General features: G+C 47.5%; 15 protein-coding genes and 1 pseudogene. 15 read left to right on the top strand and 1 reads right to left on the bottom strand.

Annotated elements, in window-relative coordinates:
- Nucleotides 1-14 precede the first annotated feature (14 nt).
- Entirely contained in the window at nt 15-1655 is a 1641-nt protein-coding gene (locus tag ADU23_RS24300; RefSeq protein WP_053376106.1) for a GGDEF domain-containing response regulator, read from the top strand.
- Between the two features lie 439 nt (nt 1656-2094).
- Here ADU23_RS24300 and ADU23_RS24295 read toward each other — a convergent pair whose 3' ends face one another.
- A complete protein-coding gene (locus ADU23_RS24295; RefSeq protein ID WP_053376105.1) occupies nt 2095-2385 on the bottom strand; it encodes a hypothetical protein in 291 nt (96 codons plus the stop codon).
- Nucleotides 2386-2586: 201 nt separating this feature from the next.
- Between ADU23_RS24295 and ADU23_RS24290 the strand changes: the two genes are divergently transcribed.
- The 14 genes and pseudogenes from ADU23_RS24290 (at nt 2587) to ADU23_RS24225 (ending at nt 16315) form a co-directional block, all read left to right on the top strand.
- A complete protein-coding gene (locus tag ADU23_RS24290) occupies nt 2587-3564 on the top strand; it encodes a S66 family peptidase (RefSeq protein ID WP_053376104.1) in 978 nt (325 codons plus the stop codon).
- A 30-nt stretch (nt 3565-3594) separates the two neighbouring features.
- Nucleotides 3595-4047, top strand: a complete 453-nt coding sequence (locus ADU23_RS24285; RefSeq protein ID WP_197286108.1) for a GNAT family N-acetyltransferase — start codon at nt 3595-3597, stop codon at nt 4045-4047.
- Nucleotides 4048-4083: 36 nt separating this feature from the next.
- A complete protein-coding gene (gene rpiA / locus ADU23_RS24280; RefSeq protein WP_053376103.1) occupies nt 4084-4755 on the top strand; it encodes a ribose-5-phosphate isomerase RpiA in 672 nt (223 codons plus the stop codon).
- Nucleotides 4756-4937: 182 nt separating this feature from the next.
- Nucleotides 4938-6566, top strand: a complete 1629-nt coding sequence (locus ADU23_RS24275; RefSeq protein ID WP_082311191.1) for a spore germination protein — start codon at nt 4938-4940, stop codon at nt 6564-6566.
- Nucleotides 6567-6571: 5 nt separating this feature from the next.
- Entirely contained in the window at nt 6572-7690 is a 1119-nt protein-coding gene (locus ADU23_RS24270) for a GerAB/ArcD/ProY family transporter (protein WP_053376102.1), read from the top strand.
- Nucleotides 7656-8897, top strand: a complete 1242-nt coding sequence (locus ADU23_RS24265; protein WP_157265941.1) for a Ger(x)C family spore germination protein — start codon at nt 7656-7658, stop codon at nt 8895-8897. Before ADU23_RS24270 ends, ADU23_RS24265 begins: the two co-directional genes overlap by 35 nt.
- A gap of 36 nt (nt 8898-8933) precedes the next feature.
- A complete protein-coding gene (locus tag ADU23_RS24260; RefSeq protein ID WP_053376100.1) occupies nt 8934-9137 on the top strand; it encodes a CLC_0170 family protein in 204 nt (67 codons plus the stop codon).
- Nucleotides 9138-9181: 44 nt separating this feature from the next.
- Nucleotides 9182-9940, top strand: coding sequence for an oxygen-insensitive NADPH nitroreductase (nfsA, locus tag ADU23_RS24255; RefSeq protein WP_053376099.1), 759 nt, complete (start codon nt 9182-9184; stop codon nt 9938-9940).
- A gap of 64 nt (nt 9941-10004) precedes the next feature.
- A pseudogene (locus ADU23_RS24250) lies at nt 10005-10229 on the top strand (molybdopterin dinucleotide binding domain-containing protein); the annotation flags it as partial.
- Between the two features lie 110 nt (nt 10230-10339).
- Nucleotides 10340-11911, top strand: coding sequence for an ABC-F family ATP-binding cassette domain-containing protein (locus tag ADU23_RS24245; protein WP_053376097.1), 1572 nt, complete (start codon nt 10340-10342; stop codon nt 11909-11911).
- 35 nt (nt 11912-11946) lie between these two features.
- On the top strand, nt 11947-12858 hold the full coding sequence (locus tag ADU23_RS24240) for a permease (RefSeq protein WP_053376096.1): 912 nt from the start codon (nt 11947-11949) through the stop codon (nt 12856-12858).
- The gene (locus tag ADU23_RS24235; RefSeq protein ID WP_053376095.1) at nt 12855-13799 is read left to right on the top strand and encodes a TIGR03943 family putative permease subunit; all 945 of its coding nucleotides are present in this window, start codon (nt 12855-12857) and stop codon (nt 13797-13799) included. The genes ADU23_RS24240 and ADU23_RS24235 overlap by 4 nt, the downstream gene beginning before the upstream one ends.
- Nucleotides 13800-14002: 203 nt before the next feature.
- Nucleotides 14003-15127, top strand: coding sequence for an acyl-CoA dehydrogenase family protein (locus ADU23_RS24230; RefSeq protein WP_053376094.1), 1125 nt, complete (start codon nt 14003-14005; stop codon nt 15125-15127).
- Nucleotides 15128-15142: 15 nt separating this feature from the next.
- The gene (locus ADU23_RS24225; protein ID WP_053376093.1) at nt 15143-16315 is read left to right on the top strand and encodes an acetyl-CoA C-acetyltransferase; all 1173 of its coding nucleotides are present in this window, start codon (nt 15143-15145) and stop codon (nt 16313-16315) included.

Genomic DNA, 16315 nt, shown 5'->3' with positions numbered 1-16315 from the left:
AAGGAGCTTTTTTCATGAAAACCGAGAAATATAAACAGCTGATTCATCAACGCATTTTACAAACGATTGAGGATTGGTCTGGCCAAGAGACTGTGGAGGAGCAGGAGATTCACCGTTTTTTCCACAATCTCAAGGGGACCAGCGGGACGATAGGTTTATTGGAGGTTGAGAAGTTTTCCGAAGCGAAGGAACTGTTGTTTTCCGAGAAGAGCAGCAAGGAGCTCCCGCGCGAGGAATGGTCGCAGCATCTGCTGCCTTTAACGGTTTTGTTTCCTCATGTACCAGAGCGGTTAGTGGGGGTGGAAGACACATCTCCTGTATGTTCGACTACATTTGAAGACCAAAGCATCTACCGCGATCGGGTGCTCGTCATTGATGATGACGTTGATTTTGTGACTTACGTCAAAGAGGTTTTGGAGCAGCAAAACTATCCGGTGAGCATCGCTCTTAATGCAGAGCGGGGTTTAAAGCTATTTTACGAATGGAAGCCGAGTCTCATCCTGCTTGATATCGTATTGCCCGACAAAAGCGGCATGTATGTGCTAAACCAAATTGTCGACAAAGCGCGGCAGGAGCATATTCCCATCATTATGATCAGCGGTAATTTCTCGGTCGCAAATCAAATCCATGCTTATCGCTCCGGCGCGATGGATTTTCTTGCAAAGCCCTTCGACATTGAGCTTCTCACTGCCCTGATCGACAATCGTTTCGCCATGAAGAAGGACTGGGAGCGCTCAATTATAATCGACGAATTGACTGGCGCCTACAATCGGAAACATTTTAACCAAATGATGCGGCATCATATAGAGAGCTTTAAGCGAGAGCGGCAGATTTTCACGCTGGTCATGCTCGACCTAGATTATTTCAAGCAGGTAAATGATAATTACGGCCACATCAAAGGGGATGAAGTGCTGCAAGCGTTCGTCGCTACAGCACAAGCTGCTATTCGGCCGCAGGATATTCTTTGTCGATATGGAGGAGAGGAGTTTGCCCTAATTCTTCCTAGCACGGATGCTTTGCAGGGAGCGCTTCTTGTCAAACAGTTGCGAAAGAAATTTAATGCGATTAAATTCGAAACGAACGACGATTGCTTCCAAGTTACGTTCTCTTCCGGCATCACCGAAATATCGAACGCGAACAGCCATACCGAGTCCCTCGTAGAAGAAGCCGATCAAGCGCTCTACTGCGGCAAGCGGGGGGGCAGAAATCAAACCGTCGTCTACTCTGATGAAATGAACGAAGCCAAAATCGATACGTTCTTAAACGTAATCATTGTTGATGATGACGCGCTCATTAGAGAAATTGTGATCAACCGATTCTCCAGCTGGAAGCCGGCAAACCATGCGAAGGTGCAGGCATTTGAGTACGCCGATGGCATGTCCTTCCTAAACTCGGATTGGTATAAAGAGGGCGAGAAGTATATCATTTTGCTCGATGGCTCGATGCCGGATTTGGACGGTTTAGAGGTATTGACCCGGCTTCGTGAAAGCTATCCCGAGCAGCAGCTGTTGATCGTTATGCTCACGGCCCGCAACAATAAAGCGGATATCGTTCAGGCTCTGCAAATCGGCGCGGACGATTACGTGGTTAAGCCGTTCCATATGCAGGAGCTGGTGCTCCGTATAGAACGGCTGGCAAGCCGTATACTAGGTTAATGGAATCTAGTTATCTACCAAACCGCATATCGCAACACAGACTAAACGATCCTTAGAAGCGATTCTAAGGATCGTTTGTCGTATAGCGAGAGTAAGCATTGGTAGATTAGATTTAGCAGGAAAAGCTCCATCTAATTTTCTACTGACAAGGCAAAAACAGCATTTAGATGGAAAATCTCCCGATAATCGGATCATATCCACCGAGATTGGGCGAATAACGAATAATTAACGGGAGAAATTCCTTCAAATTATAATTTTCAGTAGTTTTAGCTTAAATTAACGGGAGTTTTTCCTGTTAACTAGCTTTAAAAGGTTTCAACGCACTTAAATAAAGTTGCAAAGACACCAAAAAGGCACTGAAAACTCCACTTTTCAGTGCCCTCTCAGTCAGAGCGCGGTTTTTTATGTGATAAATCTTCTTTCAAGTAAAGAATCCTGATTAGCGCGTCGTCACGACGGGCAGTTCTACTACGGTTTGCGGGTATTTGTAATCGTTCCGGTAGCAATTTGTCTCTGAATCGTACGTAGATTGCGAGAGCTTATGGGAGATAGCAAAAATAGACAGATTCGGATTGACATGAAGGGAAGACTCGAAAAATGAGCATCTCTCGAAATTGAATTCCAGCGTTGTAATAATAATGACACAGTTCGTAAACGTACAGCCGATAAAGCTAAATCCGTCAAACACAATCGTTTCGTTCGTAAAATGTTCATTCGCTATTGTATTCATAATCAGCGCTCCTATTCTGTGGTGGGACAACCTAACAAAAATACTAACAGATACTAGACGTGATGTTTGTCGGTTGATGCAGCCCAAATGAAATAATTAACGACATAAATAGCGATCATCCGATTCCGCAAAAAATGTCTATTGCCGAGGTGTTCATTCTTCTAGCTGACCGTTATAATATTTGGGAGGAGGAATCGTAGAATGAGAGCGGATATTTTAAAGCCAGGCGACGAAATTCGGATTATATCACCTTCACAAAGCCTTTCCTTAATAGCGCCAGAACATATAGAGCTTGCTAAGCTGCAGCTTGAGCAGCTTGGTTTTGTCGTTACCTTCTCCAAAAATAGCTCAGAATCCGATGCCTTTATTTCTTCTTCCATTCCATCGAGGATTGAAGATTTGCATGAAGCGTTCCTTGATCCAAGCGCGAAGGGGATACTCACAACGATAGGCGGATACAACTGCAACCAGCTGTTGGATTACATTGACTATTCAATCATTGCTGCTAACCCTAAGCGGCTTTGCGGTTATTCGGATATTACAGCTTTAAGCAACGCCATCTATGCCAAAACAGGTTTAATTTCATATTCGGGTCCACATTTCTCGACATTTGCCATGAAGCATGGCAACGCGTATACAATTGAATATTTTCAGAGGATTATGAACGGCTCGCAGGCGATCGCTGTCCAACCGACTGAGCTGTGGAGCGATGACGCCTGGTATTTGGATCAGGAGCAGCGAATCTTTGATCGCAACGATGGTCCCTATGTCATAAATAGCGGGCAAGCAGAAGGTAAGATCATTGGCGGAAATCTCGGCACGTTTAATCTGCTGCAAGGCACTTCCTATATGCCGAGCCTTGAAGGCTCGATATTATTTTTAGAGGACGACTATGAATCGGTGCCGGTTGCGTTTGATCGTTACTTGCAATCCCTCATTCATCAACCAGGCTTTGATCAAGTGAAGGGAATTGTTATAGGCAGATTCCAGAAGGCGTCCAATATGACGAGAGAATTGATGACCTTAATTATCGCTTCCAAAAAAGAGCTGGCACATATTCCTGTTATTGCTGATGCCGATTTTGGACATACTTCGCCAATGATTACGTTCCCAATTGGTGGACTAGCGATTATAAACGCAGAGGAATCCGGCATTTCCATTACGATATCCGATCAGTAGTGAATGCTAGAAATAGAAGGAGGAATAACGATGGATATCACGGTTTTCCAAGCATCGCTTGAACACGTAGAAGAAGCGGCAGTCTTATTTGATCAATACAGGTTATTCTATAAGCAGCAATCCGACCTTGCGGGGGCAAAAGCTTTTATGGCTGCCCGTTTGGAAAAGAATGAATCCGTCTTATTTATAGCAAAGGATCGGACAGCGAATCAGGCCATCGGCTTCACGCAGCTTTATCCGTCGTTTTCATCGATATCGATGCGGGCATCCTACATCTTAAATGATTTATATGTGCTCGATCAGTATCGCGGCCAAGGCGTTGCTCAGCTTCTCCTAGGCAGCGCCCAGCAATATGCCATTGCCGCGGATGCAAAAGGACTAGAGCTTGCAACAGCAATCGATAACGTAACGGCGCAGCGATTGTACGAACGAAATGGTTACGAGAAGGATGAAGCGTATTTTCATTATTATTTAACGCTATAAAATAGGCTCATTAAACGAAATGGCAGAGGTGCACAGATGGAATCAAAAAGAATAGCTGCTGAAAAAGCGGCAGAGTTTGTTAAGGATGGCATGATCGTTGGACTCGGAACAGGCTCAACCGCCTATTTCGCTATCCAAAAGCTCGGGCAGAGAGTAAAGGAAGGGCTATCGATCAAAGCGATCGCAACGTCCAAGCAGTCTGAGGAATTAGCGAAAGAGGTTGGAATAAGCTTGCTTCCGTTTGCGGAAATCGAAACGATCGATCTTACGATTGACGGTGCTGACGAGGTAGATGAGGAGTGGAATCTCATCAAAGGTGGCGGAGGCGCGCTGCTTCGCGAGAAAATCGTTGCATCCGCAAGCAAGCAGCTGATCATCATCGTTGACGAAAGCAAGCTGGCTCGACAGCTTGGCGCATTCCCATTACCGGTGGAGATCGTGCAGTTTGGACATGAATTGACAATTAAAAAGCTGCGCAAGCTCGGTGCTGATCCCGTTCTTAGGCAAGCTGGGAATGAACCGTATCTGACGGATAACGGGAATTACATCGCGGATTGCCATTTCGGCACGATTGCACAAGCGAAGGAGCTTCATCAAACGCTCAACCTCATCCCAGGAGTCGTAGACAACGGTTTATTTGTTGGGATGGCAACGCATGTTATCGTAGGTTATCAGGACGGGACCGTTCAAGAGATTCTAAAATCATAACGTCTTTCTGGGAAAAACCTTGATTGACCACGTTAGTGGCCGTTCAAGGTTTTTTTGCATTTTAGCTGCGGAACGACTGTCTGGATGATTAAACCGGCTGCGAGATGTTAAAGCTTAAGATTGAGTAATATTGTAAAAAAATAGGATCAAAAATCATCTTATGTCGATTGGTCGGTGGAGAAATGGCGTTTAGAGGGATTAAAAAGCTGAAAGCGAAGCCGATTCTGTCGGGTCCAAGTCAAACATTGGACAAGCATAAGGGTGAGAAAATTAGTGTCCGCATCGAGGATACGATTACGTTTATCAAAAGTATTTTGGGATCAAATGAGGATTTGACGATCCGAAATTTTCATGTATTTGGGCAGCATCCGGCAGCCATTATCTATTACTCAAATATGATCAATCAAAACACGGTGAATTCCGATATCGTTAAGCCTCTCATGTATATTCCTCCGCATCTGATCGGTCGATCGATCGAAATAACTGAACTCAAGGACGTCTTGCTTAACGATGCGCTCTATCATAGCGAAAGCAAACTGGAAGGCGCGCTCACCACTCTCATCGAGAGCATTTTGAAAGGCGAGACCGTCATAATCGTTGAGGGATTAGAAGAAGCTTTATTGATCGGCACACGAAACATCGATAAGCGCGCTATTGATCAGCCAGCGACTGAGCAGGTCATCAGAGGGCCGCGCGAAGGATTCATCGAACCCCTCGGCACGAATATATCGCTTATTCGTTACCGGCTCCAGTCGCCTGATCTGCGCATCCAGACGATGGAAATCGGGCGCAGAACCAAGTCGAAGGTCGCTATCTGTTACATGGATGGCATTACGAACCCTGAGCTTGTTAAGGAGGTTAATACGCGACTGTCCAAAATCGATATCGACGGGGTGCTGGACTCAGGTTATCTTGAGCAGTTTATTGAGGATAATCATTATTCACCATTTCCTCAAGTCCAATATACGGAGCGTCCGGATAAAGTCGTAGCGAATTTACTCGAGGGCAGAGTTTCGATCCTAGTTGACGGTTCTCCGCTGGCACTGGTAGTCCCAACCGTCTTCAGCCAGTTCTATCAAACGGTAGAGGATTACACCGAACGGTTCGTTTTGATGAGCTCGATTCGGTTTGCCAGGCTGATTGCTTTAATGTTCTCCTTGATCTTCCCGTCCATCTATGTCTCGATTATCTCTTTTAACCCAGAGCTTATTCCGACGGAGTTTGCGGTTGCCGTAGCTGGAGGAAGAGCAGGGGTACCATTTCCGGCTGTAATTGAAGTCATGATCATCGAAATTTCAATGGAGGTACTGCGGGAAGCAACGATTCGACTGCCGCAGCAGGTAGGGGGCGCGCTATCCATCGTTGGCGTGCTGGTCATCGGGCAAGCAGCCGTAGCAGCTGGATTTTCGAGTCCCATTACGATCGTTATTATCGCCTTAACGACAATTGGCTCATTCGCTACTCCTGCTTATAATGCGGCGCTCGCACTTCGGCTGCTGCGGTTTCCGCTTATTATTATGGCGGGGACCTTTGGCCTTTACGGCGTAATGATTGGTCTAATCCTGATAGCCAACCATCTGCTTTCGATGAAATCTTTTGGCGTGCCTTATCTAAGCCCGCTGATCCCAGCAGAAATTCAAGGCTTCAAGGATCTGCTCGTTAGAGGACCGTTATGGGCGATGAGCAAGCGGCCTTCTTTCCTTCAGCCCGTAGATCCAACCCGAATGGATAAGAGTACGAACGAGGAGCTAAAAAACTCGAACACCAATGTGCTTGATACAAAGAACGATAAAGATCAACAGGAGGGGTAGCTTATATGGAATCTCGCCAGATTACCGTCATTCAAGCCGCTGCCATTCTCGTCAGCACCATTATCGGCGTAGGCGTGCTTGCGCTGCCGCTGTTTGCCGTAAAAGCGGCAGATTCAGCTGCTCCGCTTGTAACGCTGCTCGGGATGCTGCTTGCTTTTTTTGGTTTAGTGCTCATTACGATATTAGGGATGCGGTTCCCAGATAAATCGGTGACGCAATACAGCGAAGAAATTATCGGTAAAGGACTCGCTTGGATCGGAAGCATACTAATTATCGCGTTCTTTGCGGTGCTAACCTCATTGACGGCGCGGGAATTTGGCGAGGTGGTCGTGACTTCGGTTCTGCGCTCAACGCCAGTTGAAGTGACGGTTATCGTCATGCTTCTGCTCGCAGCTATTTCTACTCGAAATGGAATAATAACGTTTGCTTATATTCATACGTTTTATTTTCCGCTGCTTATTGTTCCGGCCCTGATAATCGTTGCGCTTTCGCTGAAAAATGCTGACTTGATCAACTTGCTGCCCGTATTGGGGAACCAGCCAACTGGGATGGTGACGGGTACGCTAACTATTGCCGCATTGTTTCAAGGGTCATTCGTATTAACGGCTGTTATTCCAGCGATGAAAAAACCTGAGAATGCGATGAAGGCAAGCGTGTGGGGCATGGTTATTGCCGGAGGCTTGTATTTTGTCATCGTGATCGCAGCGGTAAGCGTCTTTGGAGCAGAAGAGATCAAGCAGCTGCTTTGGCCAACGCTCGAGCTCGCAAAGGCGACTTCATTGCCTGCAAACATTTTGGAACGGCTGGATGCGGCATTTTTGGCTGTTTGGGTTACGGCTGTTTTTACAACGTTGTTTTCGAGTTATTTTTTGACCATTCACTCGATGAGCAAGCTATTCCGACTGCGTGAGCATAAATTGTTCTCGTATTTCCTGCTGCCTATCGTATTCGTCATGGCAATGCTTCCACAGAGCATCGTAGAAATGTATGAAATCATTGAAAATGTCGGCCGAATCGGGCTATACATTACGATCATCTATCCAGGCCTATTACTGCTTATATCGATCCTTCGCAAGAAGAGAGGTAATCGTGTTGAGGACAAAAAAGTGGATCAAAACGGGTAAACTGTTTTGCTGTGTGGTTATGATAGTCCCCTTCATAACAGGCTGCTGGGATCGATTGGAAATTGAAGAGCGAGCCGTTGTGCTTGGGGTATCGATTGATACCGCAAACACCGAGGAAGCAAGCCAAGAGGAGGACGAGGTTGCGCATGTGAGCGGATCGATACCGGCACCCGCAGTAGGGATGGTGCGCGTTGCTGTGCAAATCGCCCTTCCGGGCAGAATTCCGCTGGGTCCAGGTGAAAGCGGAGGAAGCAGCGGCTCCGCCGAGCAGACCGTCTGGGTCATTGATGTCGTTGGCCACAGCATTGATGACGCGTTCATGAATTTGCAGCAGCAGGTTTCAAGCAGACTCTTTTTTGGCCATCTACGGGTTATCGTGGTTTCGGAAGCCGTAGCCAAAAAAGGATTGGAAAACGTAAATGATTATTTTCGGCGCAATCCCGAGGTCCGAAGAATGGCTTGGATGATGATCTCCAAAGGAAGAGCGATTAAATTTATGAAGGCTGCTCCTAAGCTTGAGCGAGTGCCAACGCTTTATTTGATGTCTACCCTTGATGAAGGGATGAGAATGGGGAAGTTCCCGAAAGATTATATCGGAATTTTTTGGAGCAATGTTTCGAAGAAGGGGCAAGAAGGATTTTTGCCATATGTTGAAATGAAAAAAGAGCAAAACGTGGAGATAAAAGGACTTGCTTATTTTGTTGGCGAACATTTGGTTGGGGTAACGAAGCCGCTTGAAATCGCCGGATACTTAGGAATAAAAGGGGTGAATCCTGCCGGTTATCGCGTGTTCATTCAGCTTGATAATTCATCGGATACCATTATGACCAACACGACGTATCGAAAATCAAAAATTAAGGTTCACATTAAAGATAATATTCCTCATTTCACGATTAAAGTAGCGGTCGAGCTGAATATAGAGGAGAAGCTAAGCGAGAAAAGCAAACTAAATAATCCAGCTATCTTGAAATTGTATGAGAAAAAGCAAGAAGAGGTATCCGTGAAGTTTTATTCGGATATCATTAAAAAAACGCAGCAGAAAGGTTCCGATATATTCGGATTTGGTGAATACATTAGGGCCATGCAGCCGCAATATTGGAATAAACATATCAAAACGAACGAGAAATGGCGAAGCGTATACAAGGAATGCGAGTTTGACATTCACGTGTCGATGAAGCTGCGCCGGATTGGGATGAAAGCTCAATAGCGGCTTTGACGGAAAAATAATGGAGGCTGCCAACGTATGATTGCCAATGGGTATACGATCAGTTATCTCAACTACGCTATTTTCCTATGGATCATCAGCGGGATCCTTATCCTTCTATATGACGTAAAAGGGTTCAAACTAGCGGGATTAATCAAGGAACGCAAAGTTTCTAGTTTTATCGGCTGGTTTAATCTGGTGACGGGCTGCGTTTTGTTGTTAGGCGAAATGGTGCTGCAATAAAAACGAGTTCATGTCATAATGAAACGAAAAAGGAGGAATTCAGAGTGAACGATACGATCAAAATGCTGTTGAACCATCGCTCCATTCGTTCTTATAAGGACGAGTCCCTTACGGATGAGCAAATTCATCACATCGTACAAAGCGCGCAATCAGCAGCCACGTCGAGCTATGTGCAAGCATATACGATAATTGGCGTAAAAGATGCTTCCAAGAAAGAGAAGCTCGCTGAGCTTGCCGGAAACCAAGCTTATGTCGCCAAAAACGGGCACTTTTTTGTATTCTGCTTGGATCTGCACCGACTGGAATTAGCCGCTGAGCTGGAAGGGGCTGCAGCCGAGCAAATCGAGCAAGCATTAAATTCCACGGAAATGTTTATGATCGGCGTTATCGATACGGCGCTTGCCGCTCAAAATGCCGTGATAGCCGCGGAATCGATGGGTCTTGGCATTTGCTACATAGGCGGATTAAGAAATCAGCTGGATGAAGTATCAAAGCTGCTGCAAACGCCGAACCGGGTTGTTCCGCTCTTCGGGTTAAGCGTCGGCTATCCCGCCAATCTGTCGGATACGAAGCCGAGATTGCCGCTTGCGAACGTCTATCATGAGGACGGCTATAATCAGGATCAAAGCGAGCTTGTTGATCAATTGCAAGCTTACGATCAAGTCATTTCCAGCTACTATTCCGAGCGGACGGGCGGTGCCCGCAAGGATCGCTGGTCGGAGGCGATGGCAAAGCTGCTTCAAAATCCAAAACGGCTTTATATGAAACGTTTCTTAAACGACAAGAACATACCCTTAGAATAAGCGTTGCAGCCTATTCTAAGGGTATTTGGCTTTGGATCTTCTAGCGGTATAAATCCCTATTCGTATTGTGGATGGAGAATGGGTAGAGGTTACCTCGCGCAGCGGCAGCTTCAACGTGCGAAGCCGCATCACAGATAAAATCAGGGAGGATACCTTATTTGTTCCCATGCACTGGGGCGGCGTACAGAACGTTAACAAGGCGACGAGTCCCGAGCTTGATCCCCACTGCAAGATGCCTGGCTTCAAAACCTCGGCCGTTGCGATAAGTTCGCTCCGCATTCAGAAGTAGAGAAAGGACCATTAGGTGCAGCCATTATAGGCGCCTAGCGGTCCTTTCTTGCGGTCAGGCTTGACACATGGGTCGCGCGTGGTTTACAACCATATACAGAGGTGATAGGCATGAGCGTGATTCGACTCGAAAACGTAACGAAAAAATATGAGGATACTCTTATTTTTCGCGATATTTATTTTCGTATAAGCAAAGGGGAACGGATCGGACTCATCGGTCGGAACGGAGCAGGAAAATCGACTGTTTTTAAGCTTATTCTGGGCAGGGAAGAACCTACGGCGGGAAAAGTGGAAGTAGATCCTCAGGTCAAAGTGAGCTATTTCTCCCAATTCTCAGAGCTAAGCGGCAATCGATCTGTCCAGCAGGAGGTAGAGCAGTGCTATGAGCATATTTGGAGCATTGAACGTGAGCTGGCTGAGATCGGAGAGAAACTTGGCGCCGTAGAAGACGATGGTGAAATGACACGTCTGCTTGATCGCCAAGCGGAGCTGTTTGAGCAAATGGAGCATCATGATGGGTGGAACGCTGCGATCGAGATCGATACGGTGCTGACTAAGCTTGGATTCGACGAGCATTCGCGGAAGCAGCCAGTTGACCAGCTATCCGGGGGCTGGCGCAACCGAGCCGCATTAGCCAAAATGCTGATTGAGCTGCCGGATGTCGTTTTGCTCGATGAGCCAACAAACTTTTTGGACATTGAAGGGCTGACGTGGCTGGAGCAATGGCTGCATCGCTTTAACGGCACGATGGTGCTTATTTCTCATGATCGGCAGTTTATCGACCGGGTGGTTACCCGCACCATTGAAATCGAAAACTATCGTTTCCAAGAGTATGAAGGAAATTATACCGATTATATTCGCAAGAAAAAGCTGCGCAAGAAAGAGCTTGACCGGCAGTTTGAATGGGAGGAAGAGCTTCTGCTCATGGAAGCGGAGGAGATCGACAACAAGTCGCAGAGGAAATCGTCCAAGGATCGTCTCTCGCGCAAGCTGGCTGATATGAAGAAGCGAGTGGAGCCCCATCCGGTAAATGTTCTCATTACCGATATTTATGAAAATTTGCGTTTCCCTGACCAGCTATGCCAAGTGGAAGCGATCAGCAAGAGCTATGGAGATCGCGGGATATTTCAAAATGTCAGCTTTGATATTCAGAAGGAGGACCGCATCGCCATTATCGGCTCCAACGGCAGCGGGAAATCCACTTTAATCAAGGTGTTCACGGGTCAAGAGCCTGCGGATTCAGGCGCGGTACGCTTTAGCAAGGGCGTCAATTTTGCTTTTTTCAACCGGATGTGGGACGAGCTGGATCAGAAGGATACCGTCAGCCATGCCGTTAACGTCTATGGCCTTGGCCTTGACGCTCCGCGAAAAAAAGTAAATAAATTTTTGTCGATGCTCCAGTTCTCGGAGGCTGATCTTCATAAAGTCATCGGAAATCTGTCGGGCGGTCAGCAAGCGCGGGTCGCATTAGCGAAATGCCTGCTCTCGGGAGCTGAGATTATCGTGCTGGACGAGCCGACTAACCATCTCGATCTGACTAGCATTCAAGTTATGGAGCAGGCTTTGATTCATTTTCCGGGGGCCGTGGTCACCGTAAGCCACGATCGCTTCTTTATCGATAAAATAGCGACCAAGCTCCTTACCTTTGAGCAAGGCGGCACGATCTCGCAGCAAAATGTATAACTAGGTTGAAGCATGAGCAATGGAGATGAGGATGCTTGACGACTTTTTATCAATTAAATACGATCTTTATCAGCATGGTGATGGAAGCTATTCCTTTCGTCTTAGTCGGCGTCCTTATTTCCGGATTTATTCAAACGTTCTTGAAAGAGCAATGGATTGCTCGTATCATGCCGCGTAATCGATATCTGGCTACAATATTGGGCTGTGGGATCGGCATTTTCTTCCCTTCCTGCGAGTGCGGGATCGTGCCCATTACCAAACGATTAATCAATAAGGGGATGCCCTTGCATGCCGGCATTGCCTTTATGCTGACCGGACCGATCATCAACCCAATCGTGTTGTTCTCTACCTACATTGCCTACGGGAATGATTGGCAGATGGTCGGCATTCGCGCAGGCTTATCGATCGTCGTAGCCTTCACCGTTTCGATCGTTCTCTCCTTTATGTTCAAGCAGCTTCCATTTCGCGTGCAGGACGGCCAAGCTGCAGCAGCTATCGAGCAGGGGACGGAAATGGCGCTCGGCGCTCGCATGCCGCTAGGCAAGAGGCTTTATGAGGTTGTCGTTCATGCCATCGAAGAGTTTTTCTCCGTCGGAAAATATTTGGTGCTCGGAGCTTTCATCGCCGCATGCATGCAGACATTCGTGCCAACTTCCTATTTGCTTCATCTAGGCAGCAATCCGGTTACTTCATCGCTGGTCATGATTGCCCTTGCCTTTATCATTTCGCTTTGCTCGGAGGCGGATGCTTTTATTGCGGCTTCCTTCAGAAGCACATTTACGGTAGGGTCACTATCTGCATTTCTCGTATTTGGGCCAATGATCGATATTAAAAATACGCTGATGCTTCTCGGGACATACCGCACTAAGTTTGTTGTAGTGTTAATCGCGCTCGTAGCGCTCTTTACGCTCGCCGGCTCGTTAATCGTAGGGAGGTTATTCGGATGATTCGATTTTTTATATTGTTCGGATTTTCTTTCATGTTTTTCATGCTGCATTATACCGGAGATATCAATAAGTATATCAATATGAAATATGCCTACCTATCGATTAGCGCCGTTGTCATTATGGGACTGTTAAGCATTTTTGAATTTGTGCGCGTCTCACGCCAGCAAATTGCCGAAGAGAAGAAGCAGGCAGCCGCACCTGAGAAGGAATGCCGTCACGATGAGCATATGGAGCATGACTCGCATGCGGATGAACTCGCTCACCATGATCACAATCATCAGCATGGGCACGCTCATGATCATGGCCACTCGCATGGCAATGATACGAGGCTCAAACGGTTTTTCAGCTATCTCATCTTATTCGTGCCGATCTTTACGGGCCTTTTCCTTCCGGCAGCTGCGCTAGATTCAAGCTTCGTAAAAGCAAAGGGCTTTTCCTTCCCGAGCTTTGAGGAAAACATAGAGAAAAACGTTGGCGCCCATCAATTTCTAAAGCCCGACTCAAGCGTCTTTTATCGCAAGGACGATTATATCAACGTAAAAAATAAGGAGCTGGCACAATTTATCGACCGTCCTTCCGTCATTCTGTCCGATTCGGATTATTTGAAAGGGATGGAGGTCATCTACAATGCACCGGAGGACTTTATGGACAAAACGATCGGATTTGATGGATTTGCTTATAAAGGACAGCAGGTAGACGGGAATCATTATTTTATTTTTCGGTTCGGCTTCATTCATTGCGTTGCGGATTCAGGCGTATTCGGGATGCTGGTTGAGTTTCCAAAAAATACGCAAATCAAGGACGATGATTGGGTGCATGTAACAGGCAAGCTAACCTGGGAGCTTTACCAGCCTTTTAAACAAACGATACCGGTATTAAAGGTAACCGATTGGAAGTCCATTGAGGAACCAAAGGACCCTTACGTTTATCGCACAACTTAAATAGGAAAAGACATGAATAAGCCAGCCTGCATAGGCTGGTTTTTTTTTGTGCCTATATGGTTTTATTTTACATATTAAGCTTATTTAAACCTTGTTTGGAAAGTCATTTTTAAGACAGTCGCCTTCATATACTACGGTAACCGCGTATACCGTCGAACTTTGTCCACCATGCTTGACCTGCCAAGAGAAGGGGAGGGAGGGTGATGCAATTTTGTATATCCGAGGAGCTGGAGCTGACAAGATCGGTCATCAGGGAATTTGCAGAAAGCGAGGTAACAAGGCGAGCAGGCGAACGGGATGAGCTAGAACAATTTGAAAGGAAGCTGTTTAATCGGGTAGCGGAACTCGGATTAACAGCTATTCCAATCGATGAAAGCAGCGGCGGCGCCGGGAGCGATTGGTTGACGTATGCCGTTGTACTAGAAGAGCTTTCCCGGGTGTGCGCATCGACTTCCGCTTCATTAGCTGCACATACCGTTTATGCGGCGTGGCCCCTATATAAATTCGGCAGCAAGGAAACCCATTCGTTATTTCTTAAAGAGCTTGCGAGCGGTTCTAGGCTTGGAGCATGCGCGCCTCTGAGTAAGCAAGGAAACAACAGCATAAGAGCTCACAAAACCGGGCGGGACTGGGAGCTGAACGGCGGACATTCCTTAGTTCTGCAAGCGGAGGCTGCAGATCACTGCGTGGTCTATGCCCAAACCGGATCGGGAAAAAGGAAAAACGATTATAGTGTGTTTCTAGTCGAGAGCGGCACGTCCGGCTTCATTGTAGGCAATAAAGTGAGCAAGCTTGGCTTGCGCTCTTTTATGACCGCGGAAGTTACATTTGAGCATTGTATCGTTACGGCAAACCATCGAATAGGACACCTTGGGCAAGGACAAGAAATAGCAACATCCTTAATCGATATAAGCCATATTAGCGCGGCTGCGCAAGCTGTAGGGATCGCTCAAGGGGCGCTAGAGGCTGCTGCTGCTTATGCCAAGGAGCGCAAGCAATTCGGATTGTTGATCGGAAATCAGCAGGGCATTTCATTCAAGCTGGCGGATATGTCCGCCAAAACCGAAGCTGCACGGCTGCTCACCTATCAGGCAGCATGGCGCATGGACGAGGGCTTAAGCTGCCGAAGGGAAGCGGCGCTTGCCCGTAGATTTGCGGCAGACACGGCAGTCGCAGCAGCAATTGAGGCGATTCAAATTTTTGGCGGTTACGGCTATATGCAGGAATACCGGATGGAGCGTTACTTAAGGGATGCCAAATGTTTGGAAACGGAAGTCGGAACCGGCGGGATGGAGACCGATTTGTTTTACCGCATGCTGACGGAATAAGGAGGCGGTTCCACCATGCGTCAAACGTTCATTGTCGGCGGGAGAAGAACGGCATTTGGCAAGTTCGGCGGCATGTTCAAGGACGTGAAAGCCGTCCAGCTGGGAGCAGCTTCAATAAAGGGAGCTATCGAAAATAGCGGAATCACAGCTGATCAGGTCGATGGCGTCATCATGGGGATGGTTCTCCAAGCAGGCTGCGGGCAAAACCCGGCGCGACAAGCCGCAAGGCTGGCGGGCCTCGATTGGAGCGTACCCTCGGAAACGATCAACAAAGTATGCGCCTCTGGACTTCGTGCCATCACCTTGGCGGATCAAATGATACGTGCGGGAGAGGCCGATACGATTGTGGCTGGCGGAATGGAGAGCATGAGCCATGCTCCATTCGCGATCCAGAAAGCGAGATGGGGAAGCAGGCTTGGACATACCGAGCTGACCGACCTTTTGATCTTTGATGGCTTGCTCTGTCCGTTTGACGATGTACAAATGGCGGTTCATGCAAACCGGGTTGCAGCAGAATTTGGCATAAGCCGGTCGGAGCAGGACGAATGGGCTTTGAGAAGCCATATGCGCGCGTGCTCAGCGATTTCAAATCATTTGTTCGAGGAGGAAATCATTCCTTATTCAACTGCTGCAAGCGCTATTATCAGCTTGGATGAAAGCCCGCGCGCCGATACAAGTAGCAACAAGCTGGCTCAGCTTAAGCCTCTGCACGGTCCAACGGGTACGATCACCGCAGGCAACGCGCCCGGCTTAAATGATGGAGCTGCTGCATTCGTATTGATGTCTGACGAGGTGGCGCTGCAAGGCGGGTATCAACGGCTTGCCAAAATCATCGCTCATGCCGCGATTGCAACCGAGGCTCCGTACTTAGCGACCGCCCCCGCGATTGCTATACAGAAGCTTTTGCGGAAAACGGGTCTTTCGCTGCCGGACATCGATTTATTTGAGGTAAATGAAGCTTTTGCCTCCGTCATACTGACTTGCGGCAAAATACTCGGCTGGGATGAGGAGAAGGTCAATGTAAATGGCGGGGCAGTTGCACTCGGCCATCCGATTGGGGCAAGCGGCGCCAGAATTGTGCTTACGCTCATTCACGAATTGAAGCGCCGGGGCGGCGGACTCGGCATTGCCGCCATTTGCAGCGGCGGCGCGCAGGGAGATGCAGTACTGATTCAGGTGGACGGCTGA

The sequence above is a fragment of the Paenibacillus sp. FJAT-27812 genome (assembly GCF_001273905.1).
In the GTDB taxonomy this organism is placed as follows: domain Bacteria; phylum Bacillota; class Bacilli; order Paenibacillales; family Paenibacillaceae; genus Pristimantibacillus.
The sequence above is the reverse complement of the archived record's forward strand: the minus strand, read 5'-3'. Positions and strand labels throughout refer to the sequence as shown.

Coding starts and splice junctions, on each gene's coding strand:
- ADU23_RS24300 (WP_053376106.1), top strand. CDS start 15: ATGAAAACCGAGAAATATAAACAGCTGATTCATCAACGCATTTTACAA.
- ADU23_RS24295 (WP_053376105.1), bottom strand. CDS start 2,385: ATGAATACAATAGCGAATGAACATTTTACGAACGAAACGATTGTGTTT.
- ADU23_RS24290 (WP_053376104.1), top strand. CDS start 2,587: ATGAGAGCGGATATTTTAAAGCCAGGCGACGAAATTCGGATTATATCA.
- ADU23_RS24285 (WP_197286108.1), top strand. CDS start 3,595: ATGGATATCACGGTTTTCCAAGCATCGCTTGAACACGTAGAAGAAGCG.
- rpiA (WP_053376103.1), top strand. CDS start 4,084: ATGGAATCAAAAAGAATAGCTGCTGAAAAAGCGGCAGAGTTTGTTAAG.
- ADU23_RS24275 (WP_082311191.1), top strand. CDS start 4,938: ATGGCGTTTAGAGGGATTAAAAAGCTGAAAGCGAAGCCGATTCTGTCG.
- ADU23_RS24270 (WP_053376102.1), top strand. CDS start 6,572: ATGGAATCTCGCCAGATTACCGTCATTCAAGCCGCTGCCATTCTCGTC.
- ADU23_RS24260 (WP_053376100.1), top strand. CDS start 8,934: ATGATTGCCAATGGGTATACGATCAGTTATCTCAACTACGCTATTTTC.
- ADU23_RS24245 (WP_053376097.1), top strand. CDS start 10,340: ATGAGCGTGATTCGACTCGAAAACGTAACGAAAAAATATGAGGATACT.
- ADU23_RS24235 (WP_053376095.1), top strand. CDS start 12,855: ATGATTCGATTTTTTATATTGTTCGGATTTTCTTTCATGTTTTTCATG.
- ADU23_RS24230 (WP_053376094.1), top strand. CDS start 14,003: ATGCAATTTTGTATATCCGAGGAGCTGGAGCTGACAAGATCGGTCATC.
- ADU23_RS24225 (WP_053376093.1), top strand. CDS start 15,143: ATGCGTCAAACGTTCATTGTCGGCGGGAGAAGAACGGCATTTGGCAAG.